Below are 19,162 nucleotides of genomic sequence, written 5' to 3'. Positions count from 1 at the left end.
AAAGGGTCCCGGCTATTTCGGCTTCTGGGTCGCCAGGCCGATCTTGTCGATGCCCAGGCGGCCGAGCACATCCAGCACGCTCATCACGCCGCGGTATTGGACCGCGGTATCGCCGCGCACGATCACGGGAAGATCCGGCGTGGTCGTCTTCAGGACGCTGAGCTTGCTCTCCAGCTCTTCCAAGGTAACCGGAGTGGTGTTGAGCTGGATCTTTCCTTCCGAGTCCACCGTGATCGCCTGGATCTTCGGCACGCTCAGGTTCTTGGTGGACTTGTCGCTGGAGCGGGGCAGCTCCACCTTCATGCCCTTCACGCCGGCTGCGGTCATCACGATGAAGATGAGCAGCAGTACCAGGTAAAGGTCCACCATCGGGGTGACGTTGATGTCGTCGTAGCTTTTGTCGTCTGCAGAGGCCATGGCAGTCGATTGTTAGGGTCAATGCTTTTCGCCTGCGGCAGCGATCGCGGCCGCATTCGGATTGTCCGAGCCTTGATAGAACTCGGCCATCTTCGCCACGAACTCGTCGATGAAGACTTGCATCTCGCCGACGATGTTTTTGATGCGGCTATTCAGATAAGAGTAAACGAAGAGTGCGGGGATCGCGACGATCAGGCCGGCCACGGTGGCGAGCAGCGCCGAAGCGATGCCGGGAGCAATGGCATTCACGTCCACCTCACCCACCTTCGAAATGATGGCGAAGGTGATCATCACGCCCACCACGGTGCCCAGCAGGCCGACGTAAGGGCCGCCCGCGATACTGATGGTGAGATAAATGAGGCCGTCGGTGAGCTTGTGATTCACGCGCACCAGGCCCGCATCCAGCGCGGCGCGGATTGCCTGGATCGAGCGCCCGGAGAGGCCCTTCTTGTGGATGCGGTCCTGCTCCAGACGGTGGCGGATTTCCTCGGATCCGATGTGATAGATCTGATAGAGCGGGGATTTCTGCACCAGCGCTTGCGTGGCCGGATCGGCATTGCCGCCGAAGCTCTTCACGCTGCCCGCATCCGCGTGGTCGATCGCGGTGAGATCGGAAGAAAGAAGGTTCCACTGGCGGAGGAACTCCTGGGTGCCCTTCTGGATCGAGTTGAGATAGATGAATTTGCGAGCGGCCACGGTCCAGCCCACCGTGATCATCAGGATACAGATGCCGATTGCGATCCAGCCGTCGAACATCATGTTCTTCGCGATGTCGCCGAAGAGAGCCACGTGTTCCATGGCACCGCTGTGGCTGCCTTCCGGATTTTTCAGAGCCTGCTCGATCGCCCGGCCATTGGTCGCGTCGAAAGGAACGTTGCCCTCTCCGGATTCGATTGCCTTGCCGATCGTGCCATTCGTCTCTGCCAGCGGCACGATGGCCGGGAGATTGGCACCGGTGTCCGCGGCAGAGGCGACTCCTTCGAACGACTTGTCCGTGGAAGCGAAGAATACCGAGGGGCCGGCGAGCAAGAGGGTGCCGGCGATCGCCTGGCCACCGCGACCGAGGGCTTTGCCCTCGAAACGATGTCCACCCGCGACTTCGGCCAGGCGTTTCAGTCCTAGCTCCAGGATCTCGAAGCGTTCGCTCACCTCCGTCTTCGGATCATCCGTTGAAGCGGTGGCCTTTTGGTCGTGGCCCTCGATGGCCTGCTTGTAAAGCTGTGCCTCCGCGGGGTGAAGGCGGGTGACGATTGCCTTCGCATATTGGTTCAGCACGCCGGAGGCATAGGTGAAGTCTGCCTTCCTCGTTTCGACCTCGCGCTCCAGGCTGCGGATCTTCGAGGTCCGCAGCTCTTCATCGCGCTCCAAGGTCCGGAGCTCCTTCGAAAGGGCGAGCACTTCATCATCCAGCTTGTTCACCTCGCGATAGAGGCCGAGGCGGAGATCGGAGTACTCCTTCTGGGTGGATTGCAGCTCCTCGGCGGCCTTCTTGATCGAGTCACGGGCGCTCTCGACGGTGCTGGCCGCGAAGGCTGGGATCAGGGAGGCGATCCCGATAAGCGCGGCGATGGAAAAACGTGGGGTCATGGCTGAATGATCGGGAGCTGGGAGAAATTCGCGTCTTTTTCGCTCGTGGCGGAGGTGACGAGGGCCTGGATCTGCGGGGCAAGTTCGTTACGCTTCGTGAACTTCCAGCCGCTTGCCTCCGGCGTGCCCACCTGGGCGAAGCTGCCGTCTTCGTTCACGGCATAGGCCATCGAGAGGCCGAAGTAGACGACCTGCATCTTGAACTCGCGGCCATCGTCGTCCTTGTGCAGTTCGGAGTGGACGTGGACTCCCTGCTGGAATTTCTCGATCTCGGCGAGGAGTTCGACGGCATTGAAGAGCCGCTTGGAAACATCTTCGGCTTGTTTCTCGCTGGTGAGTTGCAGGCCCTTCTGAAGGGCATCGATGCCTTGGGCGACCTTCGGCTGCTGTTTCAGAGGCTCGGGGAAAAGCGGAAGCCGGTCGTTGATCCCTTGCTCCAGCACGCGCACCTGCTTGGAGAGTTCGTCCTGCGCGGCAGCGTAGCGGTCGCGCTCCGTCAGTTTGTCGAGGGACTGCTTGTCGCCGCCTTCCTTGCGGATCTTGGCGCGTTCAATCTGCTCCTTCAGATCCTCGATCTCTTTTTCCAAGCCTTCCTTGTAGCCCTTCAGCACCTCGTGATCCTTTTCCCAGTTATCCTCCTCCTTCTGGATCTTCTGCATCGTTTCGATCCAGTCACGGACGGAGCTCCGGAGTTCCTCCGGGTTATTGGCGGGCGCAGGTGTGTCCTGCGCCATCAGGGGGAAGGTGGCGAAAACGACACCGGGAATCAGTCGGGAGAGACGCATGGCGGGTAACAAAGCCAAGAAAAAGGGGGTCACCGGCGTTTGCCGATGACCCCGATGTGACGGTTTCGTCAAAGACGCGCTTATTCCGCGCCGCCAACCTGAATGCGGTAGAACTCCTTGCCGGCCTCTCCTTCGAAGGTGGCGTCAAGCGCCGGAGCGGGGGTGAAGGTGCTCAGATCCGTGGAGCGGAAGAGCGGCACGCTCAGCGTGACGTTGGCTCCGCTCTTCTGGACCATCACCTGGGTGCCGGTCACGAGATCGAGGATGGAGTCTTCCGTGTAGATCGAGGCGAATCGGGCTGCATCGTTCACGCCCACCGTGAAGCCGAGAGCCTGAAGGTCAGGGCTGGCTTCGAGGGTGTCGGAGATGCCATCGCCATCCACATCCGCGAACGGAGGCTCACCACCGCCGGTGGCAGGCACTTCGCCCTTGAGGAAGCCGATCTCGGACATCTTCGTCCAGCCGGCGGCCCAGTTATCAGCGCCGAAGGCACCGCGGAAGGCGGCGGCGGACGGGGCACCGGACTGCAGGCTGCCGCTCAGGAGCGGGGAACCGGAAGCCGGACGCGGGTCGATTTCGATCAACGCGTTGCCGGCATCACGGACGTAGCTGCGGAAATGAGGGTTCACGCCGCCGTTCGAGTTGCCATTGATCGGGGAACCGGTCGTGTCGAAGAACGTGTTCGCAGCGGTAGTTGCGGTATCCAGGTAGCTGAGGTTGCTGGCATTCGATCCCGTGTAGGCACCACCACCGAAGCGGCCGATGGTGTTGTGGGCGAAGGTCAGGCCGGAACCGGCACCGTCGGAAGTCGCTTCGATCAGCTTCTCCTTGTAGTCGTCGAACACCGAGTTGTAGACCTGACCCTTGAAGCGGTCATCGACGAGGATGGCGTTGTTGCCCTTGTCATTGCCGTTTGCGGCGGTGACGCCGGAGCCGATGAAGGTCGCGTTCCAGATGATCGGGGCAGAGTTACTCGCGTTGTCGGCGATGGTGCCGGTGACACCGTCCCACTCACCGCCGTTGTCGTGGGCGGAGGTCACGCCGTCGGCAAGGAAGGGGTTCTGGATCGCGAACCAGAACTGGTTCGTGCCGGAGTAGCCCTGGTCGATGTCGAAGGAGTCGTCCTGGTTGAAGGCCAGCACGATGTGGCTGGTATTGACCGTGCCACCGAAGAACTCGATGCCGTCGTCCGCGTTGGCGTAGACTTCCACGTGGTCGATGGTGGTGCCGGAACCGACGCCGCCGAGGGTCAGGCCGTTGATCTCGCTGGCCACCGGGTTGGTCGCATAGACATAACCGCCGTGACGGATCGAGACGTATTGGAGGACGCCGCTGTTGTCGTTGGCGGTGGTTCCGCCGTATTCGATCACGTCGGCGCGGCCATCGGTATCAAGGTCGGCGGAGGCGGCGGGCTGGAAGCCTTCGATGCGGTCTTCACCGATGTTGGTGGTGCCGGTGTAGTTGGCGATCGGGGCATTGCCCAGAAGCACGAGGCCGCCCCAGCGGCCTGCGGTTGTAACTCCCGGGGCTTCGGCGATGAAGCCATCTCCGTCGAAGTCGATGACGGTTTCTGCCTCGAGTTCGTCGATCGTGGTGAAGACGATCGGTTCTTCGGCGGTGCCGGCGGCATGGATCTTGGCGCCGCGGACGATGACAAGGGAGCCGAACTGGTCGTCATCCTTGCCTGGGGTGCCCTTGTCGTCGAAGGTGGAATAGATCTTGGTTCCGGGCTCGATGGTCAGCATGGCGCCGTTGGTGACGAAAACCTTGTCCGTAAGGATGTAGACCTTGTCCTTCGTCCAGGTCGTGTTCGTGGTGATCGCGTGGACGTTTGCGCCGAAGGCGGTGTTGTTGACCGTCTGGGTGGCGACGACATCCACCTTCTCCTTGAAGAAGCCAGCGCTGTCGAACTTCGTCCAGCCAGCGGCCCAGTTGTCGGCACCGAAGGCACCGCGGAAGGCGGCGGCGGACGGAGCACCGGGCTGCAGGCTGCCGCTCAGGAGCGGGGAGCCGGCTGCCGGACGCGGGTCGATGGCGAGAAGGGCGTTGCCGGCATCACGGCTGTAGCTGCGGAACTGTGGGTCGGTGCCGCCATTGGAGTTGCCGTTGATCGCGGCGCCGCTGCCATCGAAGAAGGTATTCGCAGCGGTGGTTGCGGTGTCCAGGTAGCTGAGGTTGTTGCCCGGGGTGCCGCCACCGAAGCGGCCGACGGTATTGTGAGAGAAGGTCAGACCGGAGCCGGCTCCGTCGGAGGTGCCTTCGATCAGCTTCTCCTTGTAGTCATCGAACACCGAGTTGTAGACCTGACCCTTGAAGCGGTCATCGACGAGGATGGCGTTGTTGCCCTTGTCATTGCCGTTTGCGGCGGTGACGCCCGAGCCGATGAAGGTCGCGTTCCAGATGATCGGGGCGGAGTTGCCGGCGTTGTCGGCGATGGTGCCGGTGACGCCGTCCCACTCACCGCCGTTGTCGTGGGCGGAGGTCACGCCGTCGGCAAGGAAGGGAGCTTGGATCGCGAACCAGAACTGGTTCGTGCCGGAGTAGCCCTGGTCGATGTCGAAGGAGTCGTCCTGGTTGAAGGCCAGCACGACGTGGCTGGTATTGACCGTGCCACCGAAGAATTCGATGCCGTCGTCCGCGTTGGCGTAGACTTCAACGTGGTCGATGGTGGTGCCGGAACCGACACCGCCAAGGGTCAGGCCGTTGATCTCGCTGGCCACCGGGTTGGTCGCGTAGACATAGCCGCCGTGGCGGATGGAGATGTAGCGGAAGACACCGCTGTTGTCGTTGGCGGTGGTTCCGCCGTATTCGATCACGTCGGCGCGGCCGTCGGTATCAAGGTCGGCGGAAGCGGCGGGCTGGAAGCCTTCGATGCGGTCTTCGCCGATGTTGGTGGTGCTATTGTAGTTGGCGATCGGGGCATTGCCCAGAAGCACGACGCCGCCCCAGCGGCCCGCCGTGGTAACTCCCGGCGCTTCGGCGATCTCGGTATCTCCATCGAGATCCGTTTGGGTTTCCGCTTCGAGTTCGTCGATCGTGGTGAAGACGATCGGCTCGGCTGCGGTGCCGGCGGCATTGATCTTGGCGCCGCGGACGATAACGAGGGAGCCGAACTGGTCGTCATCCTTGCCTGGGGTGCCCTTGTCGTCGAAGGTGGAATAGATCTTGGTTCCGGGCTCGATGGTCAGCGTGGCGCCGTTGGTAACGAAGACCTTGTCCTTGAGGATGTAGACATTGTCCTTCGTCCAGGTCGTGTTGCCGGTGATCGCATGGACGTTCGCGCCGTAAGGCGTGGTGGTCACGGTCTGGGAGGCGACGACGTCGATCTGCGCGGCTTGCACGCAGGGCATCAGCGCGGCGAGTGCAAGCAGGGCACGCTTGGAGGTAGTGGTCGATTTCATGGGATGGTACGATGGAGATCGTAGGGATGGTACAAGGGACGCCCCATTGAGGGGGCATCCGACCCTCTTCGTCCTGACGGGCTTGCTAGAGCGTTTTTCTGTGTCGATTTCGACGCATCTGCGGCTTCTGAAGACGCCTTTTGGGGTCAGTGAGCCGCTAGATTGACGACTTCGTCACGCGATGGTCAGGAAGATGACTCGCCATCGATGCCGCGAACGGGAGGGCCGCGGTCATGCCATCGATGGAAGCGGCCTCAGAACTCGGCTTTGAACTCGATGGAGTAAGAGCGGCCCGGTGACTCCTGCGTGTAGGCCAAGCCGTCGAATTCGCCGAGGGATCCATTCACTCCACCGCCACGATATTCGTAGTCGCGGGTGCCATCGAGCAGGTTCTTGAAGCCGAAGGTTACCGTGCCGTCGAAGAGTCCGAAATCGATCTTTCGCGCCACCACCAGATCGAGGGTGAACTGTGGCTTCAGCCACACGTCGTAGCCCGCTGGATCGCTCCGCAGGATCGTGGGATACTCGTCGGTGAAGTTTGAGGTGAGGAAGGCGCTCCACTTGCTGGTCTCCGGAGCCCATCCAAGCGTGAGGTTGAGGATCTGGCTCGGTTGGTAAGGGAAGCGCGTTTCCAGGGGCGTGACCTCGATGCCCTGGTTCACCTCGTAGTTGAGCGTGGAGTCGATGAAGGTGTAGTTCCCGGTGATCGAGAAAGGACCGTCGGACTGCTTCCAGGTGGTCTCGAACTCCAAGCCGTCGATCGTGCCGGTATCGCCGTTGACGTAGGTGTTGGAGTTCACCCCTTGGTCGACGCGCTGCACGACGACAATCGGATCGGTGAGAGTCTTGTGGAAGAGGGAGAGCCGGCTGTTGAAGTTCTCGTTGATGACATAGTCCAGCGAGAGGTCGAGGTTGTCGATCGAGGTTTCGGTGAGGTCCGGATTACCACGCCGGACGACTCCGGTATCCTGGGAGATCGATTCGATCGGCAGGAACTCGTGGAAAGTGGGGCGTGCCACGGTGCGGGACCACGCGAAGTTCATCCAGGATTTCTCCGGCGAGATATCGAGACCTGCGAGGATCGAGGGGATAAACGCATTCGTCGTGACGGAGCCGAAGCGCGCCGGGTCATCCACCAGCAGGCGGGTGAGGGGATCGGGAGCGATGTCGTAGCTCTTCACTTCCTCTTCCCAACGCGCCCCTCCGCCCACGCGCCAGAAGTCGCCATGGAAGGTCGCGGAGGTGTAGAGGCCGGTGAGGGCCAGTTCGCTATTGATGTTCCGGACTTCAAGGCCGGACCCGTTCACGTAGTAAGGCGCGTCCGGTTGGACGTAGTTGGCGCTGGTGGTGTTGCTGCCGGTGCCCGGGACGCGGCCCACGTTCTCGTTGCCGTATCCGTTGAAGTAATGCCAAAGTTTGTCCGGATTTTTCGCGAGGTACTCGCCCAGCGTGTTGTAGCCGCTGGGCAGCGGGGAGCCATCCGGCAGCTTGTTGCCCGCGAGAGGCGAACCGGGAGAGAAAGGGGCGATGCTTCCGTCGCTCGGCCACCAGCTCGGGGGATTGCGGGCGACCCAGCGTTCCCAGCTTGCAGTGCGGAGAAGATAGACGCGTCCTTCTTGCTCGCGGTCTTTCGTCAGCTTGCTGCCGCCGAAGGAGAGATCAAGCCGCGGGCCATCTTCCTCGTCGTCGGAGAAGTAGATCGATTGCGTGAGATCGAGCGATGCCTCCAGGCTGTCTTCATCAATCGATTGGGTCTCGCGCGAGGAGTCCTGGCTGCCGTTGCCGTCGTTGACGAAGGTCTGATATTCGATCGTCGAGATCTTCCCGAGCGAGGGATTGTAGATGAAGCTCGGATTGTTCGCTGCTTCTGCCGCGATGCGCGGGTCGGTGAAGTCGAGCTGGCCGGTCTGGAAAGTACTGCTGTGAGGACGTGACTCGCGGGCCAGTGATTTCGTCAGCGACCATCCCAGCTTCGTGCCGATGTCGTTCTTGTGAGCGCCGCCGAGTTGGATCACCTCGGTATCGCGGATGATCGGATCGATGGTCCAGAACTCCTTGTTGTAGACGGCCGAGGCACCGTAGCGCTCGATCACCGCGTCATTCTTCGCAAAGGCGCCGTAGACATCACTGCCGGAGACTTGGTAGTCCGTGCCGTGCGTGATCTCATCCGTCGCGATCCGCTTGCGGAAGTAGGTCGCGGTGAACTCGTGGTCCTCGTTCGGCCGGTAGCCGACGCTCGCGTAAATCGACCAATCGACTTCACGCGCGTAGCTTTCCTCCGTCCATGAACGGGCAGGAGCGGTGAGGCGGTTCTCCGGTCCCGCATCATTGACCTCGTCTTGCTTGCCGTGCTGGAAGGAGGTAACGAAGCCCAGTTCGCCGCCGTTCTCCAGCGCGATGCGATCGCCATAGACCAGCGAGAAATTCTCGCCTTCCTCCGGCTTGACCACCTTCGGCATGAAGGATTGGGATTCGTGCAGCGCCCTTTGTCCGGCCAGCGCTTGGTCTGCCAGCGCCTGTTGCTTGATGCCCTCTTGGAGCTGTGCCTGTTGCTGTCCGGGGTTGCGGTTGTTGTTATTCGGCACCACGCGGTTGCCGCCGGCCTTGAAGCTGATGGGATTCCCGAGTGCGTCGGTATTCCACATGTAGGAATCCGGGATCGGATTATCCACGTCGCCCCAGAAGCCCAGCTCGCGGTCACCGTGGACCAACATGCGGTTTCCGAGGTTCGAGTTCCAAGTCATCTTATACTTGAACTCAGCGAAGCGCTCTTGGGGGATGCTCAGCGACTTGATCTTGATCGTGCCGCCGCCAAAGTCTCCGGGCAAACTGGGGTCGTAGGTCTTCGCGATGTCGATGCCCTGCAATGCAACGGTCGGGAAGATGTCGAGCTGCACCGCCTTGCGCGAAGGATCGGCGGAGGAAATCGATGCACCGTTGAAAAGCGTGGTCACGTAGCGGTCTGCAAGGCCGCGCACCACGGCGAACTTGCCTCCCACAATGTTCGCACCGGCGATCTTGCCGACCGCACCGGCAGCATCACTCACGTTCTTCTGCGTGAACTCTTCCTTGCCGATCGAGGAATTTACCGTCTGCTCAACCGTGAGATCGGTGAAGAGATTTGCGTTCGAAGCTTCCTGATACTCGCCGACGATGCTTTCCTCATCGAGCACGTATTCATCCGTCCCGCTTTCTGCCGGCTTCTTGCGCAGGCTGAAGCGCAACTGCACCGGCCCCGATGGCGTGGGACTCACACCCAGCGTGCCCGCCGTGTAATTCAGCGCGGAGGCTTCGGCCGTGAAATCGCCGGCAGGAAGCCCGTCGATCCTGAACTTGCCCTGCGCGTCCGTCTCCGCCGTGCGGCCCGTGCCGATAATGTCGACGATGGCCCCGGCAATCGGGTCCAAGGTCGTGGAGTCGGATACTTCTCCGACGATCACGCAGGTGCCCACCTGTTGCTCGATCGGCAGCATCCCGAAGACACCTCGCGGCTGGGCCGGATCGGTGCCTGCCGGCAGTTCCGCGGGCTGCCATGGCTCTTGCGCTTCCAGCGGGATCACGGTGGCCTGCACTGACTGTGCGGGCAGCGTCCAAGTCGTGGCCAGATCGGTCAAAGCTGCCCGCCGGCTCGGCCTCACCTCGGGTGAGCGCCAGTAACCGCCGGGTGAAGGGCTGACCCAGACGAAAGGAGAGGGGACTAGCGAGGGGCTGCCGCTTCCTCCGGCATCCAGCATTGTCTCCCCATCATCGGAATCGGCATCGGCATCCGGAAGCAGGGCGGCAAGAAGCAGGTCTTCCCTAACAGGGATGGATGGCAGGGAAGCATCCACGAAGCCGTGGCAATTCCCCGCGAGCATCGCGAAGTTCGTGGTGCAGGCTACGGCCAAGCGGAGCCATTCCCGGGTGCGGAACGGAGGGTGTGATAGGGCGGAATCGGGAGGCATCGCAGCCGGAAAAGCTGCGAGTCGATACCGGTGCCCTCTAACGACGCGAAGCGGCTGCCGGTGACGCTTCCGTCACGAAGGGCCGAATCTCACCCCTTCCGCCCGCTCAAATCCGCGCAGCAGCGAGCAATTGGCGCAATCTCTCCGGCTCTGCGGCTGACGTTTTCGCCACAAACCCGCGCGCATGGGCGAAATGGACGTCAGCCTCCGGCTCGATCCGCGTGAAGTCGAAACGTGGATCGTCATTGTGGCGGGAGAGACCGTAACCGCTGCCGCGGCGATCCGGATAGATCAGCGCGGAGACACTTGTCCCCTTGCCGATCGACTCCAGATAACGACCGATCCCCGCCGACGGCTCCTCCGGCAGCGGCTCGGTCCGCGGCAGGAAAAGCACCTCGTCTTCACCCACCGTCCAGAATTCGGCATGCGTCGCTAGGAAATCCAGCCGCGCCCGCAGCGAGCGCAGATACTCCAGCAAATCCTCCCCGATGAATTTCATCACCTCCCAAATCGCATCACCCGGTCCGAGGCGAGAGACCTTCGCGAACCGCCGCAGGATCGTCACGTCGACCGGCGAGTTCAGCTTCGCCATGGTCTCGCGATCCACCCCGAGCCATTTCCCGGTTGTGATCGGCCCGCGAGTGTCGAACCACTCCGCAGGCTCCAGCCAGTCGCAGAAACTACGGGCGTCCTCGTAGACGCCCAGATGCATCAGCACCAGGCTCAGCGCACAGATCGGCGGGCTGTCGGCGGGAAACTGGTGGTGATCGAAATTGTTCCGCGCCGGCTCATGCTCGCCGCCGACGTCCACGACCGCCGTCGTCACATCCGCCAGATCTTCCGGCGTCGGCTCCCGGCGCACGATTTCCACGCCATGCACGGCGACAAGCAGGCTGCACGCGAGAAATTCGTCCTTATGCGCGCCGCCGGGGTGGGTGAGAATGCGTTGGATAGCCATGATTGCGGGAAAGGCCGCGCACCATAACCGCGGCAAGTGATCTCGCAATGCTCTTCCGAGCTCACCGGCTCACCCCTCGCTTCGATCCCTCCACAAACTCGATCAAATGCTTCACCAGCTCATGGTTCGACGCCTTGTCCGCCCTTAGCGAACTGATCTGGTTCGCCAGGTTCCCGTCCTTCTTTAGGAAGAGCTTCTTGTAGGCCGTCTTCAGCGCCTTGATCGCATCCTCGTCAAAGCCACGCCGCTGCAGCCCCACCAGGTTCAGCCCGCGGGTTGCCCCCGGATTGCCATCCACGATCATGAAGGGTGGCACGTCCTGCACGATCTTCGCGCAGCCGCCGATGATCGAGTGCGCCCCGATCCGGCTAAACTGGTGGATCGCCGCAAGGCCGGAAACGATCGCGTAATCTCCCACCTCTACATGCCCGCCGAGGGTGCCGTTGTTGGAAAGGATGATGTGGTTCCCGAGTTGGCAATCGTGCGCCACGTGGGAATAGCAGAGAAAGAGATTGTCGGAGCCGATCCGTGTCGGGATCTCCTCCACAGTCCCCCGGTGGATCGTGCAGTTCTCGCGGAAGACATTCCGGTCGCCCACTTCCAGATAGGTCGGCTCGCCGATGTATTTCAGGTCCTGGGTCTTTCCGCCCACGGCGGCAAAGGGGAAGAATTCGTTCTCTTTCCCGATCTTGCTGGGGCCATTGATGATGACGTGGGAGTGCAGCACACAGCCGTCGCCGAGTTCGACGCCAGCGCCGATCACGCAGTACGGGCCGACGACGACATTCGCGCCGAGTTTCGCTTCCGGGGAGATGACCGCGGTAGAGTGGATCACGGGCGGAATCACGAAGCACGGGGCGGCGGATGGCTACTGTTTTTTGCGCCTGCCGGGCATTGGGAATCAGAGAATCCGCGCGCCTTTCCCGAACAGGCGCGGAGCCCTCCCGGGCCACTTTCCCCTAGCTTCGGGCCATGCTCGCCACGACTTTGCCCGCATTTCACCGCTGGTTCCTTGCCACCAGGGCGTCCGGCGCACCGGGAATCGTCCTTTACGGCGATCCCGCCTTGCCAAAGGGCCTCGCCGCCGCGGTGGCCCGGCACCTGAATGAATTCGACGACGACTCCAAGGGGAATTGGACCGCCTTTGCCCCGGAGTTGATCGCGGAAATTTCCGAAAGCGCTCCACAGCGCGGGCTCCTCGGCCTGCCGGATGGTTGCAAGGACTGCCCCCCGAATAGCCCCTGCGGCCGGAAACGCGTGCTCCAGGCGCTGGGAAAGCGCGGCCAGGCCGTGCTCGATGGCACCCTTGCCGTCGCCGCCTGCGCTCCGCTGCGCGAGGTCTTCCGCGTCTCCCTCGGGCCGCCCCCGGAGACCGGCCTTCACTTTCACCTGGTCCTCCACCCCGAGCATTTCAGCGATCGCTCCCTCGCCTCGATCATCGGCGACACCTTCCTCGAGTGGGATGCCACCCGCGAACTCGCGGACTCCGCATGAGAGGAAACGCGCACCTTCCCGCAAGCGGCGCGGCGACGCTCCCCGGCGCACCCGCTTTTATCAACCCGATGCCATGAACGTCATCGCCCTCACCATCCTCGTGAGCTCCTGCCTCGCCGGGATCTTCATTTTCTGCTTTGCCGGCGAATTCCGCCGTTCGCGCCAGTCTTCCCCTGAGCGCGATTCGCTCCTGCCTCTCGACGACGAGACACCCCTTTCGAAATGAACGCCGCATCCAGTCAAACGACCACTATCACCTATGACGACCGCACCGTGCGGCAGTTCATGATCGCCTCCATCGTCTGGGGTCTCGTGGGCATGCTGGTCGGCGTCATCTGTGCCACCCAGCTCTCCTGGTGGCAGATGAATGGCAAGTTCCTGGAGACGATCACCTTCGGCCTCTTCAAGGGCGAGGGCCTGCAATACCTCACCTTCGGACGCCTGCGGCCGCTGCATACGAATGCGGTCATCTTCGCCTTCGTCGGTAACATGGCCTTCGCGGGGATCTACTATAGCACCCAGAGATTGTGCAAAACCCGCACCGCATCGGATCTGCTTTCAAAGATCCACATGTGGGGCTGGCAGCTCATCATCCTCTCGGCAGCGGTGACCCTGCCTGCGGGCCTCACGCGCGGAAAGGAATACGCGGAGCTGATCTGGCCGATCAATATCGCCGTGGCGCTGGTATGGGTGGTCTTCGCGATCAACTTTTTCTGGACCCTCGCGAAGCGGAATGAGCCGAGCCTCTACGTCGCCCTGTGGTTCTACATCGCGACCATCGTCACGGTGGCGATGCTCTACATCGTCAATCACCTCTCGATTCCCACCTCGCTCATCCACTCCTACCCGATCTTCGGGGGGCTGCAGGACGGCTTGGTGCAGTGGTGGTACGGGCACAATGCCGTGGCCTTCTTCCTCACGACTCCGATCCTGGGGATCATGTATTACTTCCTGCCGAAGGCAGCGAATCGTCCCGTCTACAGCTACCGGCTCTCCATCATTCACTTCTGGTCGCTCGTCTTCATCTACATCTGGGCGGGTCCCCACCACTTGCTGAATACCTCGCTGCCGCGCTGGCTGCAGATGCTCGGCATGCTCTTCTCGCTCATGCTTTGGGCTCCCTCATGGGGTGGCATGCTCAATGGCCTCCTCACCTTGCGCGGGGCATGGGCGAAGCTCCGCACGGATCCGGTGATCAAGTTCTTCGCCGCCGGCATCACCTTCTACGGCATGGCCACGTTCGAAGGCCCGCTGCTCTCCATCCGCGCGGTGAACCAGCTCTCGCACTACACGGACTGGACCATCGGCCACGTCCATGCCGGCGCCCTCGGCTGGAATGGCTTCATGGCCGCTGGCATGTTCTACTGGCTGGCCCCGCGCCTGTGGAAGACGAAGCTCTGGTCCTCCTCACTGGCAAACATGCACTTCTGGGTCGGCCTCGTCGGCATCCTGCTCTACGTCGCCGCCATGTGGACCGCCGGCATCATGCAGGGCCTCATGCTCGGCCAGGTCGCGGAGGGTGGCACCACGCTGAAGTATGAATTCGTCGAAACGCTGAAGGCGATCCAGCTGCCCTACATCCTGCGCTCCATCGGTGGCACCCTTTACCTCGTCGGCTTCGGGATGTGCGCGCTGAATATCTTCAAGACCGCCCGCTCCGGAAAACCCACGGACGATACCGTGGAAGTCCACATCCCGGTGAAGGAATACGACCGCCTGCGCATGGGAGAGGCCCTCTTCCGGGATCCCGTGGCCTATTGTTTGCTCGGCATCCTCACTCTGGTCCTCTGGTTCTTCCTCCCGCCTCATGCGGATAAGGCAGCGCTGGTAGCCACCGCGATCCTGGTGGTGAAAGGTGTCCGCGCCTTCCGGAGGAATGGCCACTCTTGGGATCAGTGGCACGAGAGCCTGTTGCGGAACTACCTGCCCTTCACCGTGCTCACCTTCGTCGCTGTTGCCATCGGCGGTGGTGTCCAGATTATCCCATCCTTGCTGGTGAACCGGGACAAGAACGTGGAAGGCCGCTTGCAGGAGCTTTACACCCCGCTGGAACTCGCCGGTCGCGATCTCTACGTGAGCGAGGGTTGCTACAATTGCCACTCGCAGATGATCCGCACGCTCATGCCGGACGTCATGCGCTACGGCCGGGCAGGGGTGAAGGATGACTTCTCTCACCTCGGTGAATCCCTCTACGATCACCCCTACCAGTGGGGCTCGAAGCGCACCGGCCCCGACCTCGCCCGCGAAGGCGGTCCCTTGGTCAGCGGCTCCACGCATGTCCGCGCGGGCAAGCGTGACAACAAGTGGCACTGGTTCCACTTCATGAACCCCCGCTGGGCGAGTGAGGACTCGAACATGCCGCCTTACCCATGGCTCTTCGAGCAAAAGACGGACTTCAAGTCGCTGCCCGTCAAGATTGCGGTCCAGCGTCAGATCGGCGTGCCCTTCCCCGCATGGACGAAGGATGAGATCGACCAGCAAGCCCGTGAACAAGGCATGGCCATCGCCCGCTCGCTTTTCGAGGGGAACTCTCCGGTCGGCTATGAGCCCATGAAGGGTGCCAGCACCGAGGAACTGGTGCGCCACTTCTCGGAGACCCAGGTCGTCGCGCTCATCGCCTATGTCCAGAAGCTCGGCACTTATCGCGAAATTCCGAAGGACGGACCTCCACAGCCGAAGCCGCTCGATCCCGATTCTTATCGGAACATGACCGAGAAGAACGAGATCTACCTGAAGGGCGAAACTTCATCCACCAACTGACATGTTCAAGCGGGTCATCCTCGAAGATTGGGCCACCGTGGTCCCGATGATTGCCTTCGGCGTGCTCTTCGCCGTCTTCGCGGTCACTACCGTGCGGGCCCTCCTGATCCGTCCCAAGGATCGCGAGCGAATGTCCCGCATGCCCTTGGAAGACTCCGAGGACGACCGCTGACCCTGACCAGCCTTTCCCATGAATCCCGAGATCAAACGCGGCAACTACGCCAAGGAAAAAGGCGAGGTGATCCTTCGCGAGCACGAGTACGACGGCATCCAGGAGTTCGACCAGAAGTTGCCGAACTGGTGGCTCTTTACCTTCTACGGCGGGATCGTCTGGTTCGTCACTTACTGGGTGCTCTACTATCATGCCGGGTGGTCCGCCACGGACGAGCAGAAGATCATCACCCAGGTCGCAGCCCTGCAGGAAAGGAAGGATGCCGAACTGGCCGCCACCTTGGCTTCGCTGGATGACAAAACCTTGATCGAGCACTGGGCTTCGGATCCCGCCGTGGTTGCTGCCGGTGAGGCCACCTATGCAGTCAGCTGTTCGGCCTGCCACGCCGCGGACCTCAGCGCCATGATGGATGCGGGTGGCACTAAGATCGCGCTTCCCGGCCGTCCGCTTACGGATGGCCATTGGGAATACGGTTCCAAGCCGATGGAGATCTTCAAGCTGATCAATGAAGGCACCCCTGCCGAGGCTACCGGCTACAACGGTGCCAAGATGCAAGCTTGGGGCCAGATCCTCACCCCGAAGCAGGTTGCCGAAGTGACGGCCTTCCTCATTTCGAAGAACCCCCAAGACTTCGGCAGCTAGCCTTGTCTTTCTCCTTTCTCTTCTCCCTCCCATGGAAACCGAACCCACCCTCGTCCGGGACTACCGTGTTCCCTTGCTCGAAAGGCTTAAGGAAAATCTTGTCCAGACCGTTCCGGAGGAAATCGCCGTGTGTGAGTTCGACTGCGACCACGAGGAATGCTCTCCACGCGAGTGGAAGCACTGCCTCCGCCGCCTGACGGCCCGCAACAAACAACCGTCAGCTGTTCCGAGCTGAGGTAGGACGTCCGCCGGGCCCCTCCTGTGACGGAGCGGCGGAGGCCTCCGGCCGGGGGAGGGCCCCTCGGGAAAAACCTGTGGCCTTCTTTCCCCGGGCCGTTTGACAGCCAAATCCGCTCAGTCCCCGGCAACCGATGCGGAGCCATTTTCCCTCGCATCGGCGAATCTCCCGGCACTGCATGTCCGCTCAGGTGCCAAAACGGCCGAACCTCGACTCCGTCACGACCATCAATCGGGACGGCTCGCACTACTTCCTCCAGACGGCGGACGTCAGTGGCCGCTGGACCACGGCGCGGCGCATCTTCGGCGCCATCCTCATCGCGATCTACGCCGCTCTTCCCTGGATTCCGATCAATGGGAACCCCGCGCTCTTCTTCGATGTGGAGCAGCGCCGCTTCCACGTCTTCGGTCTCACTCTCGTGCCCCAGGACCTTTGGGTGATGTTTTTCGGGATCACCGGCCTTGGGTTCACTCTCTTCTTTGTGACCTCACTGCTGGGCCGCCTCTGGTGCGGCTGGGCCTGTCCCTACACTGTCTTTCTCGATCACGTCTTCCGCCGCATCGAACGCTTCACGGAGGGGGATGCCGTAGCCCGGCGTCGCCTCGATAGCGCTCCTTGGACCGCGGGGAAGCTGGTGCGGCGGGTGGGGAAGCATTCGCTCTACCTGCTCTGCTCCTCGCTCATCGCCCACGTTTTCCTATCCTATTTCATCTCGATTCCCCGCCTCTATGAGCACATGCAGGAGGGGCCGCTCTCGCATGTCACTGACTTCGCGGTCGTGGTCTTTCTCACCCTGAGCCTTTGGTTTTGCTTCGGTTGGTTCCGCGAGCAGTTCTGCATCATCATGTGTCCCTATGGTCGCCTGCAGAGTGCGCTGACGGACGACAATACGGTGATCATCGGCTACGATGAAAAGCGCGGCGAACCCCGCGGTGCTCCCGGCAAGGTGGCCGGTGATTGCATCGACTGCCGGCGCTGCGTGAATGTCTGCCCCACCGGGATCGATATCCGGAATGGCCTGCAACTCGAGTGCATCGGGTGTGCCGCCTGCATTGATGCCTGCGATGACATCATGACGAAGATCCACAAGCCGAAGGGGCTTGTGCGCTACGACTCGCTCAACGGGCTCACCGGGAAAAAGCGCCGCATCTTCCGCCCGCGCGTGGCTGCCTACACGGCCCTCGGCCTGCTCGGCTTGATCGCGTTCGTCATTGCCGGCTGGAAGAACGCGAAGCCTTTCACGGCGGACTTCAGCCGCATGCGTGGCCAGCCCTTCTATACGGATACGGCTTCGGTGCGGAATCACTTTCAAGTCCGTTTCCACAACAAGCGGAACCAGCCTGCCCGCTTCACCCTTCAACTCTCCGGCGCGCCGGAAGGCTTCACCCTCAGCGGGGCAGGCACCGCCATCGAAGTGCCCCCACTCGGAGAGATCACGCGCCCGGCCATCGTAGTGGCTCCTGTCGGGGCTTATCGCGGCCCGGAAAACCTTTCGATCGAAGTCCGTGCCGAGCCCGGCGGTGTCGTCCTCAAGCATGACATGCGCTTCCTCGGCCCCGAACCCTCTGCAACCAGTCCCTAAACTACCATGAACCCCGTAGAAGAACGTCCCGGATTTTTCGTCCGCCACCCCTGGCTCTTCGTCGTCTTCGCCTTTGGCCTGCTGATGGCGGCATGGGGAGCGCTCATCACCGTCGCCATCAAGCATTCGCCTCAGGTCGTAGAGACCACGGCCAAGTAAACCTTTCCATTCATGGATCTCACCCTCGCCGGAGCCTTTGCTGCGGGACTCGCCACCAGCCTGCATTGCGCGGGCATGTGCGGACCGCTGGCCTGCGGGGTAGGGACCTTTGCCAAGAACGAAGGTGAGCGGATGGCGGCAGCGGCGACCTATCACGCCGGACGTCTCACCGCTTACACCACGATCGGCGGGATTTGCGGAGCCATTGGCAAGGAACCGCTCGGCTGGTTTTTCCATTCTCCCGCCGTCCTGCTCCCTTGGGTGCTCGTGCTTGTCCTGCTGGTGCTCGCCACCGGCCTTGAGAAGAAGGTCCCGCGGCCTGCCTTTCTCACCCGTCTGATGATCCGGGTCCGTTTCAAGACCCAGCGCCTGCCCGTTGTCGCAGGAGCGGGACTTACCGGGCTTTTCACTCCCTTTCTCCCCTGCGGTCCGCTTTACGCCGTCTTCCTTGCGCTCTTGGCCTCCGGATCCGCCGCGCGTGGCATGGAAGTCGCTCTGGCCTTCGGTGTCGGCACCGTCCCCTTGCTCTGGGTCGCACAGCATCAATTCCACCGACTCCGCCGTCGCTTGTCGCCCGCGACTTTCCTCCGCGTCCAGCGCGGCCTCGCCCTTACCGCCGCTCTGGTCCTCGCCTGGCGTCTTCACGATACCATCCCGCTCCGCGGCGAGGAAAGCGTCGCCGAAAAGCCTCTCCCGGCCTGCTGCCACTAGAGTGGTCCGCGCGGTCCTCTGTGCGGCGGAATGGTCCTTCGGGCTAAGCACTCAGCGCGGCACGCCGGGGATGCACGAGAATTTCCTTGGGCATTCCCGCCCTCACGTCCGCGCGCGCTCTAACAGAATTCCCCCTTTGTCGCGCACCCGACGGAGAGCAAAGAAGGAAGATAGCGTGTCCGGGACTGCGGGCGAGCAGTTCGTCACCGTTTCGATCGACCTTGGCAGTAGAAGCCCACTCTCTCCCCATGCGAAACTCGCCGTTGAACTGCTTCCTCATGCAACTCGATCCATTTCACTCCTCCGGCCGTT

General features: G+C 62.0%; 16 protein-coding genes. 9 read left to right on the top strand and 7 right to left on the bottom strand.

What is annotated here, in order from left to right:
• Positions 1-12: 12 nt before the first annotated feature.
• The 7 genes from HHL09_RS06265 to lpxA all read right to left on the bottom strand — a co-directional run bounded on the left by HHL09_RS06265 (position 13) and on the right by lpxA (position 11,927).
• Complete coding sequence (locus tag HHL09_RS06265) at positions 13-417, bottom strand: ExbD/TolR family protein (protein WP_169453714.1); 405 nt, start codon at positions 415-417, stop codon at positions 13-15.
• A gap of 18 nt (positions 418-435) precedes the next feature.
• The gene (locus HHL09_RS06260) at positions 436-2,004 is read right to left on the bottom strand and encodes a MotA/TolQ/ExbB proton channel family protein (RefSeq protein ID WP_169453713.1); all 1,569 of its coding nucleotides are present in this window, start codon (positions 2,002-2,004) and stop codon (positions 436-438) included.
• Positions 2,001-2,789: a DUF3450 family protein gene (locus tag HHL09_RS06255; protein ID WP_169453712.1), complete on the bottom strand. Its 789-nt coding sequence runs from the start codon at positions 2,787-2,789 to the stop codon at positions 2,001-2,003. The genes HHL09_RS06260 and HHL09_RS06255 overlap by 4 nt, the downstream gene beginning before the upstream one ends.
• 80 nt (positions 2,790-2,869) lie before the next feature.
• Positions 2,870-6,190, bottom strand: coding sequence for a beta-helix domain-containing protein (locus HHL09_RS06250; protein ID WP_169453711.1), 3,321 nt, complete (start codon positions 6,188-6,190; stop codon positions 2,870-2,872).
• A 254-nt stretch (positions 6,191-6,444) separates the two neighbouring features.
• Positions 6,445-10,134 (bottom strand): TonB-dependent receptor, encoded by a 3,690-nt coding sequence (locus tag HHL09_RS06245; protein ID WP_169453710.1) that lies wholly within the window; start codon positions 10,132-10,134, stop codon positions 6,445-6,447.
• Positions 10,135-10,240: 106 nt separating this feature from the next.
• Positions 10,241-11,092, bottom strand: coding sequence for an MYG1 family protein (locus tag HHL09_RS06240; protein ID WP_169453709.1), 852 nt, complete (start codon positions 11,090-11,092; stop codon positions 10,241-10,243).
• A 61-nt stretch (positions 11,093-11,153) separates the two neighbouring features.
• Positions 11,154-11,927, bottom strand: a complete 774-nt coding sequence (lpxA, locus tag HHL09_RS06235) for an acyl-ACP--UDP-N-acetylglucosamine O-acyltransferase (protein ID WP_205760986.1) — start codon at positions 11,925-11,927, stop codon at positions 11,154-11,156.
• A gap of 137 nt (positions 11,928-12,064) precedes the next feature.
• Here lpxA and HHL09_RS06230 point away from each other — a divergent pair, with 137 nt between their 5' ends.
• The 9 genes from HHL09_RS06230 (at position 12,065) to HHL09_RS06190 (ending at position 18,850) form a co-directional block, all read left to right on the top strand.
• Positions 12,065-12,586, top strand: a complete 522-nt coding sequence (locus HHL09_RS06230; protein WP_169453708.1) for a hypothetical protein — start codon at positions 12,065-12,067, stop codon at positions 12,584-12,586.
• A gap of 73 nt (positions 12,587-12,659) precedes the next feature.
• Positions 12,660-12,812 (top strand): hypothetical protein, encoded by a 153-nt coding sequence (locus tag HHL09_RS06225; protein ID WP_169453707.1) that lies wholly within the window; start codon positions 12,660-12,662, stop codon positions 12,810-12,812.
• On the top strand, positions 12,809-15,346 hold the full coding sequence (ccoN, locus tag HHL09_RS06220) for a cytochrome-c oxidase, cbb3-type subunit I (protein ID WP_169453706.1): 2,538 nt from the start codon (positions 12,809-12,811) through the stop codon (positions 15,344-15,346). Before HHL09_RS06225 ends, ccoN begins: the two co-directional genes overlap by 4 nt.
• A 1-nt stretch (position 15,347) precedes the next feature.
• Positions 15,348-15,518: a hypothetical protein gene (locus tag HHL09_RS06215; RefSeq protein WP_169453705.1), complete on the top strand. Its 171-nt coding sequence runs from the start codon at positions 15,348-15,350 to the stop codon at positions 15,516-15,518.
• Between the two features lie 18 nt (positions 15,519-15,536).
• Positions 15,537-16,160: a cbb3-type cytochrome c oxidase N-terminal domain-containing protein gene (locus HHL09_RS06210; protein ID WP_169453704.1), complete on the top strand. Its 624-nt coding sequence runs from the start codon at positions 15,537-15,539 to the stop codon at positions 16,158-16,160.
• A gap of 31 nt (positions 16,161-16,191) precedes the next feature.
• A complete protein-coding gene (locus HHL09_RS06205) occupies positions 16,192-16,395 on the top strand; it encodes a hypothetical protein (protein WP_169453703.1) in 204 nt (67 codons plus the stop codon).
• A gap of 181 nt (positions 16,396-16,576) precedes the next feature.
• Positions 16,577-17,980: a cytochrome c oxidase accessory protein CcoG gene (ccoG, locus tag HHL09_RS06200; RefSeq protein WP_169453702.1), complete on the top strand. Its 1,404-nt coding sequence runs from the start codon at positions 16,577-16,579 to the stop codon at positions 17,978-17,980.
• Positions 17,981-17,986: 6 nt separating this feature from the next.
• On the top strand, positions 17,987-18,139 hold the full coding sequence (locus HHL09_RS06195) for a hypothetical protein (RefSeq protein WP_169453701.1): 153 nt from the start codon (positions 17,987-17,989) through the stop codon (positions 18,137-18,139).
• A 12-nt stretch (positions 18,140-18,151) separates the two neighbouring features.
• Positions 18,152-18,850 carry a sulfite exporter TauE/SafE family protein gene (locus HHL09_RS06190; RefSeq protein ID WP_169453700.1) on the top strand — a complete coding sequence of 233 codons (699 nt, stop codon included), beginning with the start codon at positions 18,152-18,154 and terminating at the stop codon, positions 18,848-18,850.
• The last annotated feature ends 312 nt before the right edge of the window (positions 18,851-19,162 follow it).

The organism is Luteolibacter luteus (assembly GCF_012913485.1).
Taxonomy (GTDB): Bacteria; Verrucomicrobiota; Verrucomicrobiia; order Verrucomicrobiales; family Akkermansiaceae; genus Haloferula; species Haloferula lutea.
Note: the sequence above shows the minus strand (reverse complement) of the source record. Positions and strands in the feature narration are given on the sequence as shown.

Bases quoted from the DNA above. Each gene is read 5' to 3' on its own strand.
- HHL09_RS06265 (WP_169453714.1), bottom strand. From the start codon at position 417: ATGGCCTCTGCAGACGACAAAAGCTACGACGACATCAACGTCACCCCG.
- HHL09_RS06260 (WP_169453713.1), bottom strand. From the start codon at position 2,004: ATGACCCCACGTTTTTCCATCGCCGCGCTTATCGGGATCGCCTCCCTG.
- HHL09_RS06255 (WP_169453712.1), bottom strand. From the start codon at position 2,789: ATGCGTCTCTCCCGACTGATTCCCGGTGTCGTTTTCGCCACCTTCCCC.
- HHL09_RS06250 (WP_169453711.1), bottom strand. From the start codon at position 6,190: ATGAAATCGACCACTACCTCCAAGCGTGCCCTGCTTGCACTCGCCGCG.
- HHL09_RS06245 (WP_169453710.1), bottom strand. From the start codon at position 10,134: ATGCCTCCCGATTCCGCCCTATCACACCCTCCGTTCCGCACCCGGGAA.
- HHL09_RS06240 (WP_169453709.1), bottom strand. From the start codon at position 11,092: ATGGCTATCCAACGCATTCTCACCCACCCCGGCGGCGCGCATAAGGAC.
- HHL09_RS06230 (WP_169453708.1), top strand. From the start codon at position 12,065: ATGCTCGCCACGACTTTGCCCGCATTTCACCGCTGGTTCCTTGCCACC.
- HHL09_RS06225 (WP_169453707.1), top strand. From the start codon at position 12,660: ATGAACGTCATCGCCCTCACCATCCTCGTGAGCTCCTGCCTCGCCGGG.
- ccoN (WP_169453706.1), top strand. From the start codon at position 12,809: ATGAACGCCGCATCCAGTCAAACGACCACTATCACCTATGACGACCGC.
- HHL09_RS06215 (WP_169453705.1), top strand. From the start codon at position 15,348: ATGTTCAAGCGGGTCATCCTCGAAGATTGGGCCACCGTGGTCCCGATG.
- HHL09_RS06210 (WP_169453704.1), top strand. From the start codon at position 15,537: ATGAATCCCGAGATCAAACGCGGCAACTACGCCAAGGAAAAAGGCGAG.
- HHL09_RS06205 (WP_169453703.1), top strand. From the start codon at position 16,192: ATGGAAACCGAACCCACCCTCGTCCGGGACTACCGTGTTCCCTTGCTC.
- ccoG (WP_169453702.1), top strand. From the start codon at position 16,577: ATGTCCGCTCAGGTGCCAAAACGGCCGAACCTCGACTCCGTCACGACC.
- HHL09_RS06195 (WP_169453701.1), top strand. From the start codon at position 17,987: ATGAACCCCGTAGAAGAACGTCCCGGATTTTTCGTCCGCCACCCCTGG.
- HHL09_RS06190 (WP_169453700.1), top strand. From the start codon at position 18,152: ATGGATCTCACCCTCGCCGGAGCCTTTGCTGCGGGACTCGCCACCAGC.